Raw genomic sequence first — 16,056 nt, forward strand, 5'->3', positions numbered from 1 at the left:
CTCCCCTGTCCCCACCCCCCCATGGCGATATCCCCTCGAAATCCGTAAATGGGGTATAGCAGGTAGCAAGTACCACCGGCGATTCCGCATGCCGATAACGTCCCCGGAAAAACCCTATGATATTAGCAAGAACGCGGTGAAGTTGCCGGATTGAGGGCATTCGGCCGAAAAAAGAGACTACGCCCCACCACCACCGGCACGGAACGGGCAGAAACTCCTGAGCGCATAGAGCAGCCCCCCGTAGCCGAGACTGACCGCGACGATCTGGACGAGCCCCCCGAGCAGCGGGATGAAGATGAGGATCTGCAGGATCACGAACCCCAGGACAAAGATCCACGAACGCCCCGGCTCCCACCCCGTCCGGGAAGCGATGACGTCCCCGAGGGCGTACGCGACAAAGAGCGACGAGAGCATCAGGGCGACGATGAAGAGCATTCCTGCGAAGAGCGCGATGGGGAGGCCGGCGATCGTGATCGCGATAATGACGAGGATGATCGCCGATACGATGATCGCGATGAACCCGAGGACTGTAAGAAGGATCGGACTTTTCTCGACCTGCCCGACCACCGCAGCGAACAGGTCGGGGAACGCCCGGATGACGAGAAGCCCGAGGATCAGGAACCCGATGGCGAAGAGTACCGAGAAGAGATCGGGCAACAGTCCGGGCTCCGGCGGCTCCTCGAACGTCACGTTCCCGGCCGTACCGGGATTGTCGAACGTCTCGCCCGACACCGTCAGGTTCCGGAGAACCGATCCTGCGTTGGTGACCTCTCCCGCCGAGATGAATGCGTCGCGCTCTATGACGGCATTCTCCCCGATCCTGACCGTGCCCCCGGTGATGAGGGCGTTCGTCGCGTTCCCGTTCAGTTCGATCTCGCCCCCGGCGGCGAGCACCTTCCCTCCCACATCGCCGTTGATGATCAGGGTGCCGCCCGCGGCGATGACATCGCCGGCGACCGGCGCATCAACCCTCACCGTTCCCCCGGCGACCGTCAGGCTGTCCACGGGGGCGTTGACGGTCACGGATCCGCCTGAAGCGACCACATCATCGGGGATGGGGGTGTCGATCACCTGCTGATCCCCGCCGAGGAAGGTGAGCGCCTGAGCCCCGGACGGGATGAGCAGCAGGCCGAGGATGATTATTGCCAGATGCTTCATACCGCGGAGATGGACACTCCCCATCAAAAAAGTTCGTGCGGAGCCCGGAGTGATCCCCGGGAGGCATTGTTCGCAGCCGGTATGGAAGCAGTCCCGGTGGTGTGTAAACAGTGAGGCGGCAACCGGGATCGACCCAACGGGCTTGCACAAAAAATGCGTGGTGAACCTGTGCTACACCAGGTTCTTAAGGCGGCTCTTGAGCTCGGCAATCGCCTCATCTTTTCCGGGAACATCCGACTCCTGAAGCGAACCGATGTTTTCCTCGATCGTTGTGGCTACCCACTCGTTCGGAACGCTTGATGCAGAGAAGAGTTCCTGCCATTCATCGGCCCCGAACGGGATCACTTTCACCAGTTTTCCGAGGATGTTCCAGTCAACGACTTTGTACTCCTCTCCAGTGCTGGTATCCACGATCTGTATCGATCGGTCTTCGTTGCACCCGATGACCCGGCCGTGAATGACGTAGACGCTTACCTCATCCTTGTCGGTGAAGGAGATCTGGACCACGTTCCCCGGCTGCGGGCTCTCGGGAACCGTGTAAAGGACGATATCACCCGGGTACATCAGGTCCGGTTCGTACCGGTCTGCGATACCGATGTATCCGGTGTCGGAGACATAGAGCCGGAGATATTCCTGGTAAAACCTCCGGACGATCCAGTAGACCGCACCCGGGTGTGTCTCCGCCAGTTTCAGGAGGAGATTGTGGATAGCGCTCGGGATGCTCTCCGGCCGATCCAGCACCTCACGGGCCAGCCTCTCATACGCTTCTACAACCGCGGCCTCTGTCTGCGTTGCCTCTGCCATTATCAACAACCCCGGTGCATAATACCGGTAGTAGGATAAAAGTGTTCCTCCGGGCATTTGCGGTGCGCCGTCCTGCCTGGGTCCCATACCTATCCCCTTGCCGGCCCCGGAGGAGAGAAACCGCCGGCCGCTACCAGGTTCAGAGGGGACAACCGCAAGCGAAGAGAACTATAACGCTTATATTCGACCATGATCATACAGTAGAGCAGAGGATATTGATATGGGTGGCATAAAGGATTCTACGTATCTAGATGTCCAGAAGACCCTTGCCCGGCGGTTCTCTCCCCAGGAAGGGTGGCAATTAGCATGGTCTCCCGCCAGCGGTGCGCATCCGGAGTGTGTGCTCTCCCGCCGGGTCGCCGGCAGGACGGAGCGGGTGCTCGTGAACGTGAAGATGACCCCCAGTGTCCCGGCAGGCACCATCGAAGCACTCGAGGCTGCCGCAAGCGCCAGCAAGGTCGACAAGGCTGTTCTCGTCGTGCCCGGCGGGGCGGCCGTCCCGGAAGTTCCCGAGGGGATAGACATCCTGGAGATGGGCAACTGGCAGATCGTCGGCGGCCGCATCGCCTGGGCGAAGAACATCGAGCGCAGTGCGTTCCTCGAAGAAGAGCGCGCAAAAAGGGGCTTCGCGTAAAGCGGCCCTCAAAACTTTTCTTACATTCCGAAATCAAAGAGCGTCGTCCGTGACGGGTCGACATCGTGCCAGTCCCACCCGAGCGGCTCTATGATCCGCGAGAGAGGACCTTTGAGCGTCTTCTCAAGCATCGTCTCCCAGTCGACGACGAACTCCGGCGGCACCTGGTCGGCGTATTCGAAGCAGACCACGTCTGTGCGCGGGTATTTCGCCGTGACGGTCTTGATGTAGACGCGCTTGGGCTTGCTGCCCCGCTTGAAGTCGGTCCCGAGGTATTTGTTTGAATATTTAGCGCCCCGGATGTGGGCATCGTCGTTCTCGTAGTTCTCCAGGTTCTTCCCGATCCCGCCGGGAATACCGGCCTCGTCGAGCGAGTACTCCCCCCGGCGGTACTTCCTGATGACGGCGCGCAGGTATGCCTGCACATCGCTGAACGCGTCCCCGCGGAGGATCATCTCGAGGACGGCGCGCTGCACCTCCCGCGTGATCTGCGGCGAATCGCTCCGCCGGATCTCGAACCCGACAACGTCCACCTCATCGACGTCCTTGCCCTCCTTCCAGACCAGGTGCCCGGCGTAGCGCTTCTTCTTGCCGGCCTGGAAGAAGCGCCGGTAAACCTTCTCGAACTTGATGGAGAAGTAATGTGTATCGGCGTTCAGTTCGGTCTTCGCGAAGTCGCCGTAACTCGCGTTCAGCCGCGCCTCGATCTCCCTTGCCCGCGCGATGGTCTCCTCGAGACCCGCCGGCGGAACCTCGACCATGCAGGAGTCGGTGTCGCCGTAGATGACCGTGTAGCCGAGATCGGTGATGATATCCCGGGTATGCCTGATGATCGCCCGGCCGACCGAGGTGACGGCCGACCCGATCTCGCGGTCGTAGAGCCTGAACCGGGTGTAGCCCGAGACCCCGTAGTAGGAGTTCATGATCACCTTCAGGACGTTCTGCTGAAGGTCGTAGAGGACGTATTCCGGCGACCCAAAGGGGTACTGGTTGCGCAGGCGCTTGCGCTCGTCCCGCTCCTCGAGGAGCTCGGCGATGATGCTCCGTGTTAGCCCGTCCGGCTCCCGTGAGAACCGGATACCGTTCGGGGCCCGCAGTTCGCCGTCTGGGTCCTTCGTCTCGGGCGAGGCGTTGATCGTCATCATCGCCATTGGGTAGAGCGATTTCAGGTCGAGAACCACCACGTTCTCCCGTAGGCCGGTGGCGGGCTCAAAGACGGTCGCCCCCTCGAACTCGTCGCCTGCAGCGAGCCCTTTTGAGGGGAGGACGAACGTGCCTGACGCCTTCCGGAGAACGAAGATGTCGATGACGTTCGACGAGTTCAGCGTCCGATCGAGCGGGCACCCGACGTACCGGGCGATCTCGCGGTAGAACTCGATGATGTTGTTCTTTTTATCGATCCCGACGCAGAGCTCGACGTCGCGGTAGTTGTACTCCACGAGCCGCTTCGGGTCGGACCGCCAGAGGTCCGTGATCGTCCCGCTGTAGCGGACCTTCGTCACCCCGAGTTCCTCCCCGGCGATCGCATCGAGCCGGTAAGACTCCTTCTGCGCCTGGTGCATCTTCCGGTAGGCAGAAAGAAGGTCGAAGACCGCCCTCCCGCGGACGGCATTCCGTTCGGTCTGCCCCGGCAGGCGCGCGAGGTCCTCCGCCCGGAGGCCGAGTGTCGCCATCCGCTTCAGGATGTAGGGAATATCGAACTCCACAAAGTTCCAGCCCGAGAGGATATCCGGGTCGCGTTCTTTGACGTAATCGACGAGCCCCTTGAGCATTGAGACCTCGTCCGGGTACCGGATGACCCGGTGCCGCTCTTGGACGCAAAGATCGGGCGCGTCGCCCGCCGCCCCACCGGGCTGCCAGAGGAGGGTCGTATAATCGTCGTCGAACGAGTCCCAGCAGGTGACGCAGATGATCGGGTCGCGCTCGGGCTCGGGGAACCCCTCCTCGTCCACGCACTCGATATCCATGATGCAGGTCCGGGCCGGGGCCTTGATCTCGGTCGGCGTGAGTTCGCGACACTCGATCTCAAAGGCACCATCGGGCAATTCAACAGTACCGGCAGGCAACTCGACACCGGCGGTAAGGCCGCAGTCAATCATGAACCGGGTGGTAAACGGGATATCGGCCTCATAGTGCTGTTTAAAGTCATCGCGGACGGCACGGACGTCGCCAGGGCGCCGGGTGTAGAGCCGCCGGAGCGGGTCGCCGCGGATGGAGCGGTAGGTCGTATTCTCTTCGATACCGACGATCTCCTGCGGGAGGGATCTGCCGTTCACAAGATCGGCAGGCGCATAGAAGTAGGGCCGAAAGCCGGTCACCCTGACCTGGATGGCCTTCCCGGATGCGTCCCGACCGAAGATATAAACGACCGGGGTATCGGCACCGACGTTACCGTACTCCACTTGATGAATACCGACACGGATCTTCCCGAAGTCCTCCAGCGTTGCCGGAACGCTCATGCGGGACTCGAGCACCTGCTCAGACATCGAACCTCCTGCAGAGGCCCTGCACGAACGCTCCCGCCTCCGCCATCTTCGCGGACTCCCAGGGATCGAGGTCCCACTCCTCGATGCCGAGGATACCTTCGCGGCCGATCCGGGCCGGGACGCCGAGAGAACAGCCGGAGAGTCCGTATTCGCCGTCAAGCACACACGAACAGGGGAGCATCTGGCGCCGGTCGTCGAGGACGGCGCGGATCAGCATGGCGATATGGTATGCGGGGCCAAAGACCGTCCCGCCCTTGCCGCGGATCACCTCCATGCTCGCCCCCTGCATCCGGGAGAGGATAGTTTCGCGCTCATCAAGACTGAAATCCACACCAGTCTTCGAGAAAAGGGGTACCTGGTGCTCGCCGTGTTCCCCGAGCACCCAGGCGGGCCCCGTGTGCCCAGCTTCATCGAGATAGCGGGCAAAACGGGCGCTGTCAAGCTGACCGCCGAAACCGATGCACCGCTGCCGGTCGATATCCATCATCTTCCAGAGGCCGTAGTTGTTTGCGTCCATGGGATTCGTGACGGTAATGACTATCCCGGGGAACCCTCGCAGGAGCTCGCTGCAACGTTTCGCCACCGGGATATTGGCCTCGAGGAGATCGGCCCGGGTCTTGATATCTGGTGTCCTCGGGGTGCCTGCCGCAAAGACGAAGATATCGGCATCCCGCATTGCCGCCGTTTTGGTGGAGACCGTGACATCGATACCCGTGTGCTGCAGGTCGAGCACCTGTGCCCGGAGGATGGGCTCGTATACGTCGTAGGCGACGATCTCGTCGACGAGACCGAGCGCGGCGGAGAGAAATGCCGTCTCGCCCCCCACCTTTCCTACACCTAAAATTGCGAGCGAGGTCATGGTATCGGTCCTGATTCTCGGTAATGGTATATGGTATGCGCGCAAAGAGGCCCTTGACTGCACGGAGAATAACGATCCGGCGGGGAAAAGAGCCATCTTACCGTCTCCCGTGCCGGTACCCGGGCTCCGGAGAGCGGAGCACATGTTTTCCTGTTAGTACACTTGGCGCGAGAGTATAATAATACTCTACTCCTACCTTTTTTCAATGGTTGCGCTTTATCCAGGCCCCATCGAGGTCGGCGGCGTCCGACTGAGGAACCACCTGCTGCTCGCGGCCGGCGTCCTCGGTACCACCGGGGCGTCGCTCGCGCGTATCCTGCACAATGGTGCAGGCGGCGTGGTCACGAAATCCATCGGCCCGAGCCCGAAGGAGGGGCACCCGGGACCCTGCCTGATCGTCGTCGACGGTGGTATCATCAATGCCATGGGCCTGCCGAACCCTTCGGCCGCGTTTGTGGACGAACTGACCGCTCTCGCGGGCGAGCCGGTGATCGTCAGCATCTTCGGAGGGACACCAGAAGAGTTCCGAACGGTCGCCGGGTGGTTTGCCGGCACGGCCTCCGGGCTCGAGCTGAACCTCTCCTGCCCCCACGCGGAGGGCTACGGGGCGGCAATAGGGAGCGACCCGGCTCTTGTGGAGGAGTGCACGAGAGCGGTGGCCTCCCTCGGGGTCCCGACCTGGGTGAAACTCACACCGAACGTCGCCGATATCGGTGCGATCGGGGCGGCCGCGGAGCGCGGCGGGGCGAATGCGATCGTCGCGGTCAACACGGTGAAGGCGATGCGAATCTCGACGGCGCTCCGCCGGCCGGTGCTCGGGAACCGGTTCGGCGGGCTTTCCGGGAAGGCCATCTTTCCCGTCGCGGTCCGGTGCGTCTACGACCTCTACGAGGCGTGCTCCATCCCCATCGTCGGGTGCGGCGGGGTCTCCACCGCCGACAACGTCGTCGAGATGATGATGGCGGGAGCCAGCGCCATCGAGATCGGGAGCGCGGTCATCGACGACATCGGCATCTTTGCTGCGATCGCAAACGACCTCTACAGTCCGGACGGCATCGACGCACGCGAGATTGTGGGGTGCGCCCATGCATGAGCAGATGCCCGCAGGGGTCACGATAACGGAGATCGTGGAGGAGACGCCGTCGATCAGGACGTTCGTCTTCGACCGCGAGATTGCATCGCGACCGGGTCAGTTCGTGATGGTCTGGGTGCCGGGTGTCGACGAGATCCCGATGGCCCTCTCCTCCCCGTCCTCGATCACCGTCCTCGAGGTAGGGGACGCGACCGCCGCTCTCTTTGCGATGCACGAGGGCGACCGGATCGGGATCCGGGGACCCTACGGGAACGGCTTTACCGTCTCCGGGAGGGTGCTTGCCGTCGCCGGCGGCGTCGGGGCCTCGCCGTTGCTGCCGCTTGTCACGGCCGGGCAGGTGGACACCTTCCTTCTCGGCGCCCGGACGGCCTCAGAACTCCTCTTCGCCGACCGGATACGCGAGTCAGCAACGCTGATGGTCGCGACCGACGACGGCACCGCCGGCCACCACGGGTTCGTGACCCAGCTCTTATCAAGGGTAGATCTCGCCGACTTCAGCCACATCTGCGTCTGCGGGCCTGAGGTCATGATGGCGGCAGTGCTCGCCGTCCTCGACCGGAAAGGGTGTGCCGAGCGGGGACTCTTCTCCCTCCACCGCTACATGAAGTGCGGGGTCGGCCTCTGCGGCTCGTGCTGCACCGACCCGCACGGCCTGCGGGTCTGCAGGGACGGACCCGTCTTCACCGGCGACGTCCTGCTCGATAGTGAGTTCGGGCACTACGCGCGCGACGCGAGCGGCAGCAGGCACCGGGTCTGATGCCCGCTCAAAAAAGGTTCAGGCGAGGAAATCTTCCTGGGGTTTAAAGAGGAGGGAGATGATGTTCTCCACCCACCCAAGCACCCGCGTGGTGATCGGAACCTCCTCGGCCCGGGCCCGGGTGTTCGTTTCCACCGATGGCTCCGTGCTTTCTTCCGCAAGGGACGGTTGGGCGGTCACGTCGCTCGCGGTCTGGTTCAGGGGTTCGATTTCGTCTAACATGGCGTCTATTGGCTCCTGGTTTCCGATCAGGTCTGGATCGTTTGTGAAGAGGCGGATGGACCGGTCGCCGTCACCGCTCCCTACAACGAGGAACGAGCCGTCGGGGGTCGCGGCAACGGATTCCGCACGGCCGCCGAGACCGATCTTCTGGACCTCGGCTCCTGTGCGGTCGAGGACGTAGATTGTCCTCCCGGACGCAGCGAAGATCCTCCTGGCCTCGTTCGTCAGGGCTGTCGCGGCGACGGAGTATTCCGTGGGGTATTTCCAGAGGTGCTCACCCTCCCCTGTGGAGAGGTAGACGCACCGATCGTACGATCCAGCTGCCACGAACCGCCCGTCAGGGGTTAGGGCAATCCCACTCACCAGTTTGCCGGTCCCGTAACTCCAGGATTCTCCCTCCCTGCTATTGAGGAGATAGACCCCCTGGTTATCACAGCCGATCGCGATCCTGCGGCCGTTCTCTGATATCGCGAGATCGTAGCTGTCGGTCCCCATATCGTAGTCCCAGAGTTGCTTTTTGTTACTATCAAAGATATAAACCGCTCCGTTGTCACAACCGGCGGCGACATACGCTCCGTTCGACGAAATATCCACGCTTCGGTAAACAAAAGTCGTCTTCTCGGTCCAGAGCAGGTCTCCATCCTCGTCGTAGAGATAGAGCTTGTCTGCAGCAACCCCTATCCGCGACCCTTCGGGCGATATCCCGACGCTGTTCACCCGTCCACCGACAGTGTCCCTCCAGAGGACGTTTCCCTGCCGGTCGAGAACGTATACTGCAGAGCCTGCAGAGGCAACGATCGCAGAACCGTCGTGAGTGACCGCTACGGAACTGACAGGACCATTGGCCCCCATTCCCCAGACCGGGACATACTCCCCCTCTTCTGCGGAGGCGACCCCGCACAGGGCAGCGATAAGACAGCAGAACAGAAGGAGCGGTGCCATAGTGCGGCCGGCTCGAGATATCCGGATCCTGCTGCCGGGACGCGCTGCCCGCGCAATCCCGGGAGCCGCCCGGATTCTGGTGATAGAATTGGATAAAGTCACTTCCCCCGATGACATCAGGCGCTGATTTCTCAGAGATAGCATATAAATGTTGTGGGGAACTTACCTGCCTCGTTCTCCGGGACGGTTCGCCAGTTCCTGCTCAACCCCGATCAGGGGCTCCATAGAACTGTCGGGGTTCCGGGGATACGTGTGGAACTTTTAGAGGAACCGGGGAAGCCCGGGCAGGAAATAGGTGAGGTCGACTCGCGATGGCCCGATGGACCGGAGAGTGTCAGGAAGACTCCTGTCCGGGCCCGGACGCATCGCCCCGGCCCCGTTCTGCCGAAGAGTCGATCGACTCCAGGTCTTCCAGATTGTTGATGTTCGTGAACGTCAGCAGGCCCGGATCAATCTCCCGGAGCTTTTCCACGCGCACGTAATGGGTATCAAGGCTCCGCACCATCGCCCGGAGTGAGAGTGACTCATGCTCCTCCAGGTAGCCGAGCAGTGCGCTTGTCCGGTAGACCGCGTGGAGTGGTTCGAGCATATCGGCATTCCAGCAGGGAATAGCGGCATCATACCCGATGGCGGCGTCGAAGAGCAGCCTGACCACCCCCGGGTGGATGCAGGGCATGTCACAGGCGGCAACAAAGACATACTCGCCGTGCACCGCGAGCGCCCCCGCGTGCAGGCCCCCGATGGGCCCGAGGTCCCTTCTGATATCCGGTATGCACTTAATGTCATCAAGATGGCCAAACCGTTCGCACTGCCCGGGATCACGTGCGACCACCACGATCTCATCCGCCACCTCCTTCAAGGTATCAATGAGGCGGTCGATGAAGGTTTTGCCCCGGAACGTAAAAAAATACTTCTCCCGCCCGCCGGCACGTCGTGCCGCTCCGCCAACAAGGACAACTGCAGATCGCATCCTCGCTCCCCGGCTGTCAGAGCCGCTCCCGGAATCGGATCAGTTCGACGATACAGGTGTTGTAAGGGGCTTCGATGCCGTGTTTCTGGGCAAGCGCCGTCACCGCACCATTCAGAAAATCAATCTCGGTTTTGCGCCCGAGGGCCAGGTCCTGGAGCATCGACGAGTGGTGGGCGGCCGTCGCCGGGAGTTGCTCGGTCCGGAGATACTCAAGGTAGGCCTCAGGCGTCTCCCAGGGGAGGGAGACAGCCTCGGCCTCCGCCACCCGGCAGGCCTCCCGAACGATCATGGTGACGATCGTCCAGGCATGGGGATTGGTGAGCGCGCCGTAGGGAACGTTCATGACGGCGCCGAGCGGGTTCAACGCGCAGTTGTAGAGGGTCTTACTCCAGATATCCGTCCTGATGCTGCCGGTCGCCTCCGCACGGATACCGGCCTTCCGCATAAGGGCGGCGAGGTCTTCGACCGCGGCGTCCGTACCGGACGGGAACCGCCCGAGTTTCACGGGCGCCGCCTCCACGGAGACGTGGACCGATGCATCGCCCCGCCACTCGAACCCGGTGATGATCATCCCACCGATGACCCGGTCGGTGAACCGCGCGATGATCTCCTCGTTTCCGATACCGTTCTGGAGACTCACCACCTCGCGCCCCCCGATGACGTCGGCGAACTGGCGGCAGATCGCCTCCGTGCCGGTGGACTTTGCGGCGACGATGTAGTAGTCGGCGTCCCGCCACGCGTCGGGGAGATCCTCGGAGCAACTGAACCGGCATGTGCCCTCTCCCCATATGCCGGTCATCAGAAAACCCCGTTTCCGTACCGCATCCGCGTGCCGCGTCCTCGCTACGGCATGAACGTCCGCAACGCGGGACAACTTTGCGGCAACGGTCAGCCCGACCGCCCCGGCACCCAGGACCACGATCTTCATTTCAATATTACTATGGCGGAGTTACCTGTTAATTCCTCTCTTTTCCGGCGTGCAAACATCTCCCCGCCGTTCCATGGCAAGCAGGGCCTCTTTGATCGCGAGATCGGGGGAGAACCCGCCCATGCCGGTCTTCGCGACGACCCGGTGGCAGGGCACCACGATCGGGGTCGGGTTTCGGGCCATCGCCGCCCCGACCGCCCGGGGCGCGGTTCCGACCATCCGGGCAACCTCACCGTAGGTGACGGTCTCACCGCAGGGGATTGCCCGGACCGCACGGTAAATCCCGGCAAAGGTCGAGTCGCCCTCGGTCGCGACGCTCCGGAGGGAGGCGAGGTCCGCCGGCCGGCCGACACAGTAGCGCAGGATCTCTTCCGGCACCGACCCTGCGATGCTCTCACGCGCGAACCGCACCCGGTAGACGAGGTCGTCCTGCCATGCGACGTGGACGTGCCAGAGGCCGAACCGGCACGACCCGGTCAGAATCGCCATTTTTCAGCCTCCTTTTTGAAAGCATCTACGGTGCATGCCGTCATCTCCTCCTGCATCCACGGCGGCAGCCCCGCATGAACCCGGCGCTCCAGGAACCTCTTCTCCCCGAGGATGAGCATACCCCTGTCCTCGGGCGTCCGGAGCACCCGGCCGAGCGCCTGCAGGGCGCGGTTGACCGCCGGGAGGGTGTAACTGATGAACTCCCCCTCCTCACCGAACTTCATCCGGAAGTAGTCGATCACCATCTTCCGGACACGGTTGAACGGCGCGAGCGGGAGGCCGATGACGAGCGCACCCGAAAGCATCTCGCCGCGGTAGTCCAGGCCCTCGCTCCACTTGCCGCCGCAGACCGCAAAGAGGATGCCCGAGCGGCCGGTTCCCGGGAGGGCCATGAACTCCCGGAGCATCGTGGCCGAGGCTGTGGTATCCTTGGACTCGATATAGATCTGCTTTTTACGGATGCGGGGTGCGCACCGCTCCGCAAAGGTGTTCAGGAGGTCGTAGGAGGGGAAATAGACCGCAAGGTTTCCCGGGAGGCGGGCAAACGTGGTGATGTAGTCCTCGGTCCGTGCGAGGTTCTCTCTGTCCCGGCGCATCGAGTAGGCGGTGGTGATGTCGTTTGCGCAGAAGATGCGGCGGTTCTCCGGGGGGAAGGAGTTCGGGAGCGACATCGCCGTGACGGGAAGGTCGCCGAAGTAGTAGCGGCGGTAACTCTCGATGGGGGAGAGCGTCCCCGAGATCAAAACGCAGCAGGCGTGCGCCCGGGCGATGTCCTGGAGCTTGGTGCTCGGGTCGATGTTTCGGACCTCGAGTGCCACAGCCCCGTCCTCCTCTTTGCGGTAGACCGTGAGGTACGCCGGATCGGCGGCGGAGCGGAAGATCCGGTAGAAGAACTCGGTCAGCCGCTCGATCGCGCTCTCCCGGAACTCGCCCGCCTGCATGTTCTTCTCGCGGATCCCCTCGCTGATCTTGAGGAGGTCGTCAACGATCTCCTCCACGCTCCGGTAGAGCGTGCCGGACAGGATCATCTTCTGAAAGACCGGCGGCTCGAAGAAGTCCTCCGTCTCATAAGAGCCCTTGAGCGCCTCCATGAACCGGGTGATCTGCGGCAGGATCTGGACTATGGCGTCAGCCTGCGGCGATCGCCGCCGTCCGGAGAGTTCGTGACCGGCCTGCACGATGTCGCGCTCCTCGATCGTCACGCTCTCGATGCTCTGGACGACGTCCCCGCAGTTATGAGCCTCGTCGATGAGCAGCATGGCGTCGTGCCCCTCGATCCCAAGCGACTGGTAGAGCTGTTCCCGGATGGCGTCGTCGAAGAGGTGGTAGAAGTTCACGAGCACCACGTCGGCGTCCCGGGCAGCATGCATCATCGTATCGTAAGGGCAGATATCGCCGCAGAACCCGGCAAGTTGATCGGGCCAGATCACCTCGGTGCTCACCCGCTCGGCCCGGACGCGCAGGGCCGCCGACGGGATCATCTTCAATCCCCCGTCCTCGGGCTCCACGAACGATTTGCCGTGAATGAAGTAGGGGCAGATGAGCGGGTGCTCCGGGTCCATCTTGCGGATCTGCTGCTTGATCTGGCGGTCGTTCGCCGGGACGAGCGACCCCTTCTGCGCCCGCTCCCGCATCAGCGCCGTCGAGAAGGACTTGACGCCCTCGCACCGCCGGTAGATGTCTCCCTCGCCGCCGAGCGGACACATGCTGGACTTGCCGATGAGGTAGGCGAACTTGAGGTCGCCGCGCTTCTTCCGGATGAGCTCGAGCTCGCGCATGAACGTCGCAAGCTGGCTGATGGTCCGGACGGCGACGAGCACTTTTCGTCCCCGGCTCTCCGCGAGGAGCGCGGAGACCACGCTCGACTTGCCGCTCCCGGTCGGCGCATCGATCATGGCGATGCCGCCGTCGCGTGCGATGGAGGCGGCCGCTTCAAGCATCTCCCGCTGATGGGGCCGGTACTCCCGGTACGGGAACCAGTCGTCGAGGCTATCCATTGCATACAGTTCGACGGCTGACATCAATGTAGTTTGGGTGCCCGGGGCGAAAGTGAACGGTGGCGGTACTGCCCAAACGGCGGAAGGAAAGGAGAGCGGAGACCGGGACGCTCTTACGAAAGTATTATATATCAACCCGCTTACCGCTCGCCGGTGAGACTGTATGTCACTCAAGGCTGAGGTCATTGAAAAGGTATCGGCTCTTCTCGCGGCTGCATTCGGCCTGATCGCCGCTCTCGCATGGAACGGAGCCATTCAGGAACTTTTCGCGGAGATTTTTGGAGATCAGAGCTCGCTTGTCGCCATGTTCGTGTATGCCATCGTCGTGACGATCGTCGCGGTGATCGCGGTCATCCTGATCGGCCGCGCTGCAGCGAAGGCGAAGAGAGAGGATGAGATAGCGGCAACAAGAAGGTGAAGCCCAAAAATCCCTTCATTTTCGATAAACCCTCCTGAACCAGCCGGATATCCTATGAGCCTGCACGACGACCGGGTGACGGGTGGAGCGGCCCCCCGCTCACGACCGGTCACCGTCACGGTCATCGATTACGATGAGTCCCGCCTCGGCGAGCGAACGTATACGCTGCCGGGGTTCCGGCTCCCGGCTCGCCGTCCGGCGGTCATCTGGATCGACGTCGACGGCGTCCACGATACCGGGGCGATCCAGGCGGTCGGGGACGCCGTCGGGATTCACCCCCTGACCCTGGAGGACATCGCAAACACCAGCCAGCGGCCGAAGATCGAGGATTACGGCGATTACCTCTACGTTGCAGTCCGAATGCTCGCTCCCGGCGACGGCGAGTTCCGTAGCGAGCAGGTCAGCCTTGTGCTCGGGAGAGGCTACGTCGTATCCTTCCAGGAACAGCCGGGCGACGTCTTCGAGCGTATCCGGGAGCGCCTGCGTGCGGGAGCCGGGCGGCTCCGAAGCGCCGGGCCGGACTACCTCTTCTACGCCCTGCTGGACGCGATCGTCGACGGTTACTTCTCTGTGATCGAGGTCTTCGGGGAGCGTATCGAAGTGGTCGAGGAGGAGGTGGTGGCGGACCCCGATCGCGGGACACTGCAGGCGATATATGCCTTAAAACGATCCCTGATAGCACTCCGGCGCTCGGTCTGGCCGCTCCGCGAAGCGGTTGCACAACTTGAACGGGGCGAATCGCCCCTGATCGGGGAACAGACGCTCGTCTACTTCCGGGATGTCTACGACCACACCATAGAGGTCGCCGAGACCGTGGAGACCTACCGGGATACGATGTCCGGAACCCTCGACGTCTACCTCTCGAGCCAGAGCAGCCGGATGAACGAGATCATGAAGGTCCTCACCGTCATCGCCACAATCTTCATCCCGCTCACCTTCATCGCCGGGGTCTACGGCATGAACTTTGCATACATGCCGGAGATCAGCCATCCCTGGGGCTACCCCCTGGCCCTCGCCTCGATGGCAGCCGTCGCGGCTGCGATGCTCGTCTACTTCAGGAAGAGAAACTGGATCTGAACCGCGGCCGGCACCCCTCCCGTCCATAGCCGAATACCATTATATCCCGCTGCGTCGAAGTCCGCGCCATCCTGCTGTGAGGAGAAGTAGGCCGCGTGCGCCGGCGGCAGCAGGGCGAGGGGTATGCAGGCGGACCGACGAAACCCGGAGAGGCAGGAAGAGAGACGGGCGACGCTGAGGACCGTCGCCGTCATCGTGATCTCCGGCACCGCCACGGCCCTGTTCCTGCTTGCGGCACTCGCCTACCCCGACATTTACCTCGAACGTGTCTTCTACACGGCCCTTACGATCAGCCTCGTCTACCTCTTCTTCTTCATCGTCGAATCCCTCACCCTCCGGCGCATCAAGGACGAGCGGGAGCGCTACTCGTTTCGGAGAACGGTATCCATCTTAAAGATCGTCGTCATCAGCGTCATCCTCCTCCGGGTCTGGATCGATACGAATTATATCTTCGTCGCCTACGGTATCGTCGGTGCCGGGATCGCCGTCGCGCTCCAGGACCTCTTCAAGAACTTCGTCGGCGGGATCCTGATCATCGTCTCGCGCACCTACCAGGTTGGCGACCGTATCGAGATCAGCGAGACGATAGGCGACGTGATCGATATCGGGATCCTCGAAACGAAGATCCTGGAGATCCACGCCCGCGACGTGAAGGGGGATCAGGCAACGGGCAGGATCGCCGTCGTCCCGAACGGTGCCGTCCTGTCATCAAGGGTCTTTAACTACACGATGGATCACACCTTCGTCTGGGACGAGATCTCCATCCCCATCACCTACGGGTCGGACTGGCGGCGGGCGGTCTCCCTCTTTCTCGATATCGTTCGCCGGGAGACGGCGGCGACGTCCGGACGGGCCGAGCAGGAGATCGAGAGGATCGGCATGCGTTACTACCTGCCGAGGAGAGAGGTGGAGCCGTCCGTCTACCTGACCCTCACCGACAACTGGATCGACTTTTCTATCCGGTACGTGACCGATGTCCGGAGGAAGCGGGCCACGAAGGACGACCTCTCCCGCAAACTCCTCGAGGCGGTCGAAGCGGCCGACGGTATCACCATCGCGACCGAGAACATCATCGTCTACGACGGCGGGCCGGTCGAAGATACATGATCGGCCCGACAGTGATGTTTTATACCATGGGATGAATGCCCCCCTCCCGGGGATGGTATCCGTGGCCCCTGCCGGGCGGCTCGCCGGGTGATTTGCCGGGACCGGCAAGGCGTAT

The 16,056-nt window shown here is 62.5% G+C and carries 15 protein-coding genes; 6 read left to right on the top strand and 9 right to left on the bottom strand.

Annotated elements, in window-relative coordinates; all coding sequences use genetic code 11:
• Positions 1-177 precede the first annotated feature (177 nt).
• Positions 178-1,158, bottom strand: coding sequence for a hypothetical protein (locus HL657_RS09210; RefSeq protein WP_317296528.1), 981 nt, complete (start codon positions 1,156-1,158; stop codon positions 178-180).
• 171 nt (positions 1,159-1,329) lie between these two features.
• Positions 1,330-1,962 carry a hypothetical protein gene (locus HL657_RS09215; protein WP_317296529.1) on the bottom strand — a complete coding sequence of 211 codons (633 nt, stop codon included), beginning with the start codon at positions 1,960-1,962 and terminating at the stop codon, positions 1,330-1,332.
• A gap of 220 nt (positions 1,963-2,182) precedes the next feature.
• Between HL657_RS09215 and HL657_RS09220 the strand changes: the two genes are divergently transcribed.
• A complete protein-coding gene (locus HL657_RS09220) occupies positions 2,183-2,596 on the top strand; it encodes a hypothetical protein (protein WP_317296530.1) in 414 nt (137 codons plus the stop codon).
• A gap of 20 nt (positions 2,597-2,616) precedes the next feature.
• Here HL657_RS09220 and HL657_RS09225 read toward each other — a convergent pair whose 3' ends face one another.
• Both HL657_RS09225 and HL657_RS09230 read right to left on the bottom strand, forming a co-directional pair.
• Complete coding sequence (locus HL657_RS09225; protein ID WP_317296648.1) at positions 2,617-5,055, bottom strand: DNA-directed DNA polymerase; 2,439 nt, start codon at positions 5,053-5,055, stop codon at positions 2,617-2,619.
• 19 nt (positions 5,056-5,074) lie between these two features.
• On the bottom strand, positions 5,075-5,941 hold the full coding sequence (locus HL657_RS09230) for a malate dehydrogenase (protein ID WP_317296531.1): 867 nt from the start codon (positions 5,939-5,941) through the stop codon (positions 5,075-5,077).
• Positions 5,942-6,146: 205 nt separating this feature from the next.
• Between HL657_RS09230 and HL657_RS09235 the strand changes: the two genes are divergently transcribed.
• Together HL657_RS09235 and HL657_RS09240 are read left to right on the top strand one after the other, a co-directional pair.
• Positions 6,147-7,034: a dihydroorotate dehydrogenase gene (locus HL657_RS09235; protein ID WP_317296532.1), complete on the top strand. Its 888-nt coding sequence runs from the start codon at positions 6,147-6,149 to the stop codon at positions 7,032-7,034.
• Positions 7,027-7,791: a dihydroorotate dehydrogenase electron transfer subunit gene (locus HL657_RS09240; RefSeq protein WP_317296533.1), complete on the top strand. Its 765-nt coding sequence runs from the start codon at positions 7,027-7,029 to the stop codon at positions 7,789-7,791. The genes HL657_RS09235 and HL657_RS09240 overlap by 8 nt, the downstream gene beginning before the upstream one ends.
• 18 nt (positions 7,792-7,809) lie before the next feature.
• Here HL657_RS09240 and HL657_RS09245 read toward each other — a convergent pair whose 3' ends face one another.
• The 5 genes from HL657_RS09245 to HL657_RS09265 form a co-directional block, all read right to left on the bottom strand.
• A complete protein-coding gene (locus HL657_RS09245) occupies positions 7,810-8,955 on the bottom strand; it encodes a WD40 repeat domain-containing protein (RefSeq protein WP_317296534.1) in 1,146 nt (381 codons plus the stop codon).
• Positions 8,956-9,289: 334 nt separating this feature from the next.
• Positions 9,290-9,925 (bottom strand): molybdenum cofactor guanylyltransferase, encoded by a 636-nt coding sequence (gene mobA / locus HL657_RS09250; RefSeq protein ID WP_317296535.1) that lies wholly within the window; start codon positions 9,923-9,925, stop codon positions 9,290-9,292.
• Positions 9,926-9,941: 16 nt separating this feature from the next.
• Positions 9,942-10,853, bottom strand: a complete 912-nt coding sequence (locus tag HL657_RS09255; RefSeq protein ID WP_317296536.1) for a ketopantoate reductase family protein — start codon at positions 10,851-10,853, stop codon at positions 9,942-9,944.
• A 21-nt stretch (positions 10,854-10,874) separates the two neighbouring features.
• Positions 10,875-11,342, bottom strand: a complete 468-nt coding sequence (locus HL657_RS09260; RefSeq protein ID WP_317296537.1) for a methylated-DNA--[protein]-cysteine S-methyltransferase — start codon at positions 11,340-11,342, stop codon at positions 10,875-10,877.
• Entirely contained in the window at positions 11,330-13,339 is a 2,010-nt protein-coding gene (locus tag HL657_RS09265; protein ID WP_317296538.1) for an ATP-dependent DNA helicase, read from the bottom strand. The genes HL657_RS09260 and HL657_RS09265 overlap by 13 nt, the downstream gene beginning before the upstream one ends.
• Before the next feature lie 163 nt (positions 13,340-13,502).
• Between HL657_RS09265 and HL657_RS09270 the strand changes: the two genes are divergently transcribed.
• The 3 genes from HL657_RS09270 (at position 13,503) to HL657_RS09280 (ending at position 15,941) form a co-directional block, all read left to right on the top strand.
• A complete protein-coding gene (locus tag HL657_RS09270; protein ID WP_317296539.1) occupies positions 13,503-13,757 on the top strand; it encodes a DUF5654 family protein in 255 nt (84 codons plus the stop codon).
• 54 nt (positions 13,758-13,811) lie between these two features.
• A complete protein-coding gene (gene corA, locus HL657_RS09275) occupies positions 13,812-14,834 on the top strand; it encodes a magnesium/cobalt transporter CorA (protein WP_317296540.1) in 1,023 nt (340 codons plus the stop codon).
• A gap of 123 nt (positions 14,835-14,957) precedes the next feature.
• On the top strand, positions 14,958-15,941 hold the full coding sequence (locus HL657_RS09280) for a mechanosensitive ion channel family protein (protein ID WP_317296541.1): 984 nt from the start codon (positions 14,958-14,960) through the stop codon (positions 15,939-15,941).
• Positions 15,942-16,056: the final 115 nt, after the last annotated feature.

Origin of the sequence: Methanoculleus nereidis (assembly GCF_032944295.1) — an archaeon.
Taxonomy (GTDB): Archaea; Halobacteriota; Methanomicrobia; order Methanomicrobiales; family Methanoculleaceae; genus Methanoculleus; species Methanoculleus nereidis.

What these genes read in the sequence shown, in the direction of transcription:
- HL657_RS09210 (WP_317296528.1), bottom strand. Translation starts at nt 1,158, where the DNA reads ATGAAGCATCTGGCAATAATCATCCTCGGCCTGCTGCTCATCCCGTCC.
- HL657_RS09215 (WP_317296529.1), bottom strand. Translation starts at nt 1,962, where the DNA reads ATGGCAGAGGCAACGCAGACAGAGGCCGCGGTTGTAGAAGCGTATGAG.
- HL657_RS09220 (WP_317296530.1), top strand. Translation starts at nt 2,183, where the DNA reads ATGGGTGGCATAAAGGATTCTACGTATCTAGATGTCCAGAAGACCCTT.
- HL657_RS09225 (WP_317296648.1), bottom strand. Translation starts at nt 5,055, where the DNA reads ATGAGCGTTCCGGCAACGCTGGAGGACTTCGGGAAGATCCGTGTCGGT.
- HL657_RS09230 (WP_317296531.1), bottom strand. Translation starts at nt 5,941, where the DNA reads ATGACCTCGCTCGCAATTTTAGGTGTAGGAAAGGTGGGGGGCGAGACG.
- HL657_RS09235 (WP_317296532.1), top strand. Translation starts at nt 6,147, where the DNA reads ATGGTTGCGCTTTATCCAGGCCCCATCGAGGTCGGCGGCGTCCGACTG.
- HL657_RS09240 (WP_317296533.1), top strand. Translation starts at nt 7,027, where the DNA reads ATGCATGAGCAGATGCCCGCAGGGGTCACGATAACGGAGATCGTGGAG.
- HL657_RS09245 (WP_317296534.1), bottom strand. Translation starts at nt 8,955, where the DNA reads ATGGCACCGCTCCTTCTGTTCTGCTGTCTTATCGCTGCCCTGTGCGGG.
- mobA (WP_317296535.1), bottom strand. Translation starts at nt 9,925, where the DNA reads ATGCGATCTGCAGTTGTCCTTGTTGGCGGAGCGGCACGACGTGCCGGC.
- HL657_RS09255 (WP_317296536.1), bottom strand. Translation starts at nt 10,853, where the DNA reads ATGAAGATCGTGGTCCTGGGTGCCGGGGCGGTCGGGCTGACCGTTGCC.
- HL657_RS09260 (WP_317296537.1), bottom strand. Translation starts at nt 11,342, where the DNA reads ATGGCGATTCTGACCGGGTCGTGCCGGTTCGGCCTCTGGCACGTCCAC.
- HL657_RS09265 (WP_317296538.1), bottom strand. Translation starts at nt 13,339, where the DNA reads ATGGATAGCCTCGACGACTGGTTCCCGTACCGGGAGTACCGGCCCCAT.
- HL657_RS09270 (WP_317296539.1), top strand. Translation starts at nt 13,503, where the DNA reads ATGTCACTCAAGGCTGAGGTCATTGAAAAGGTATCGGCTCTTCTCGCG.
- corA (WP_317296540.1), top strand. Translation starts at nt 13,812, where the DNA reads ATGAGCCTGCACGACGACCGGGTGACGGGTGGAGCGGCCCCCCGCTCA.
- HL657_RS09280 (WP_317296541.1), top strand. Translation starts at nt 14,958, where the DNA reads ATGCAGGCGGACCGACGAAACCCGGAGAGGCAGGAAGAGAGACGGGCG.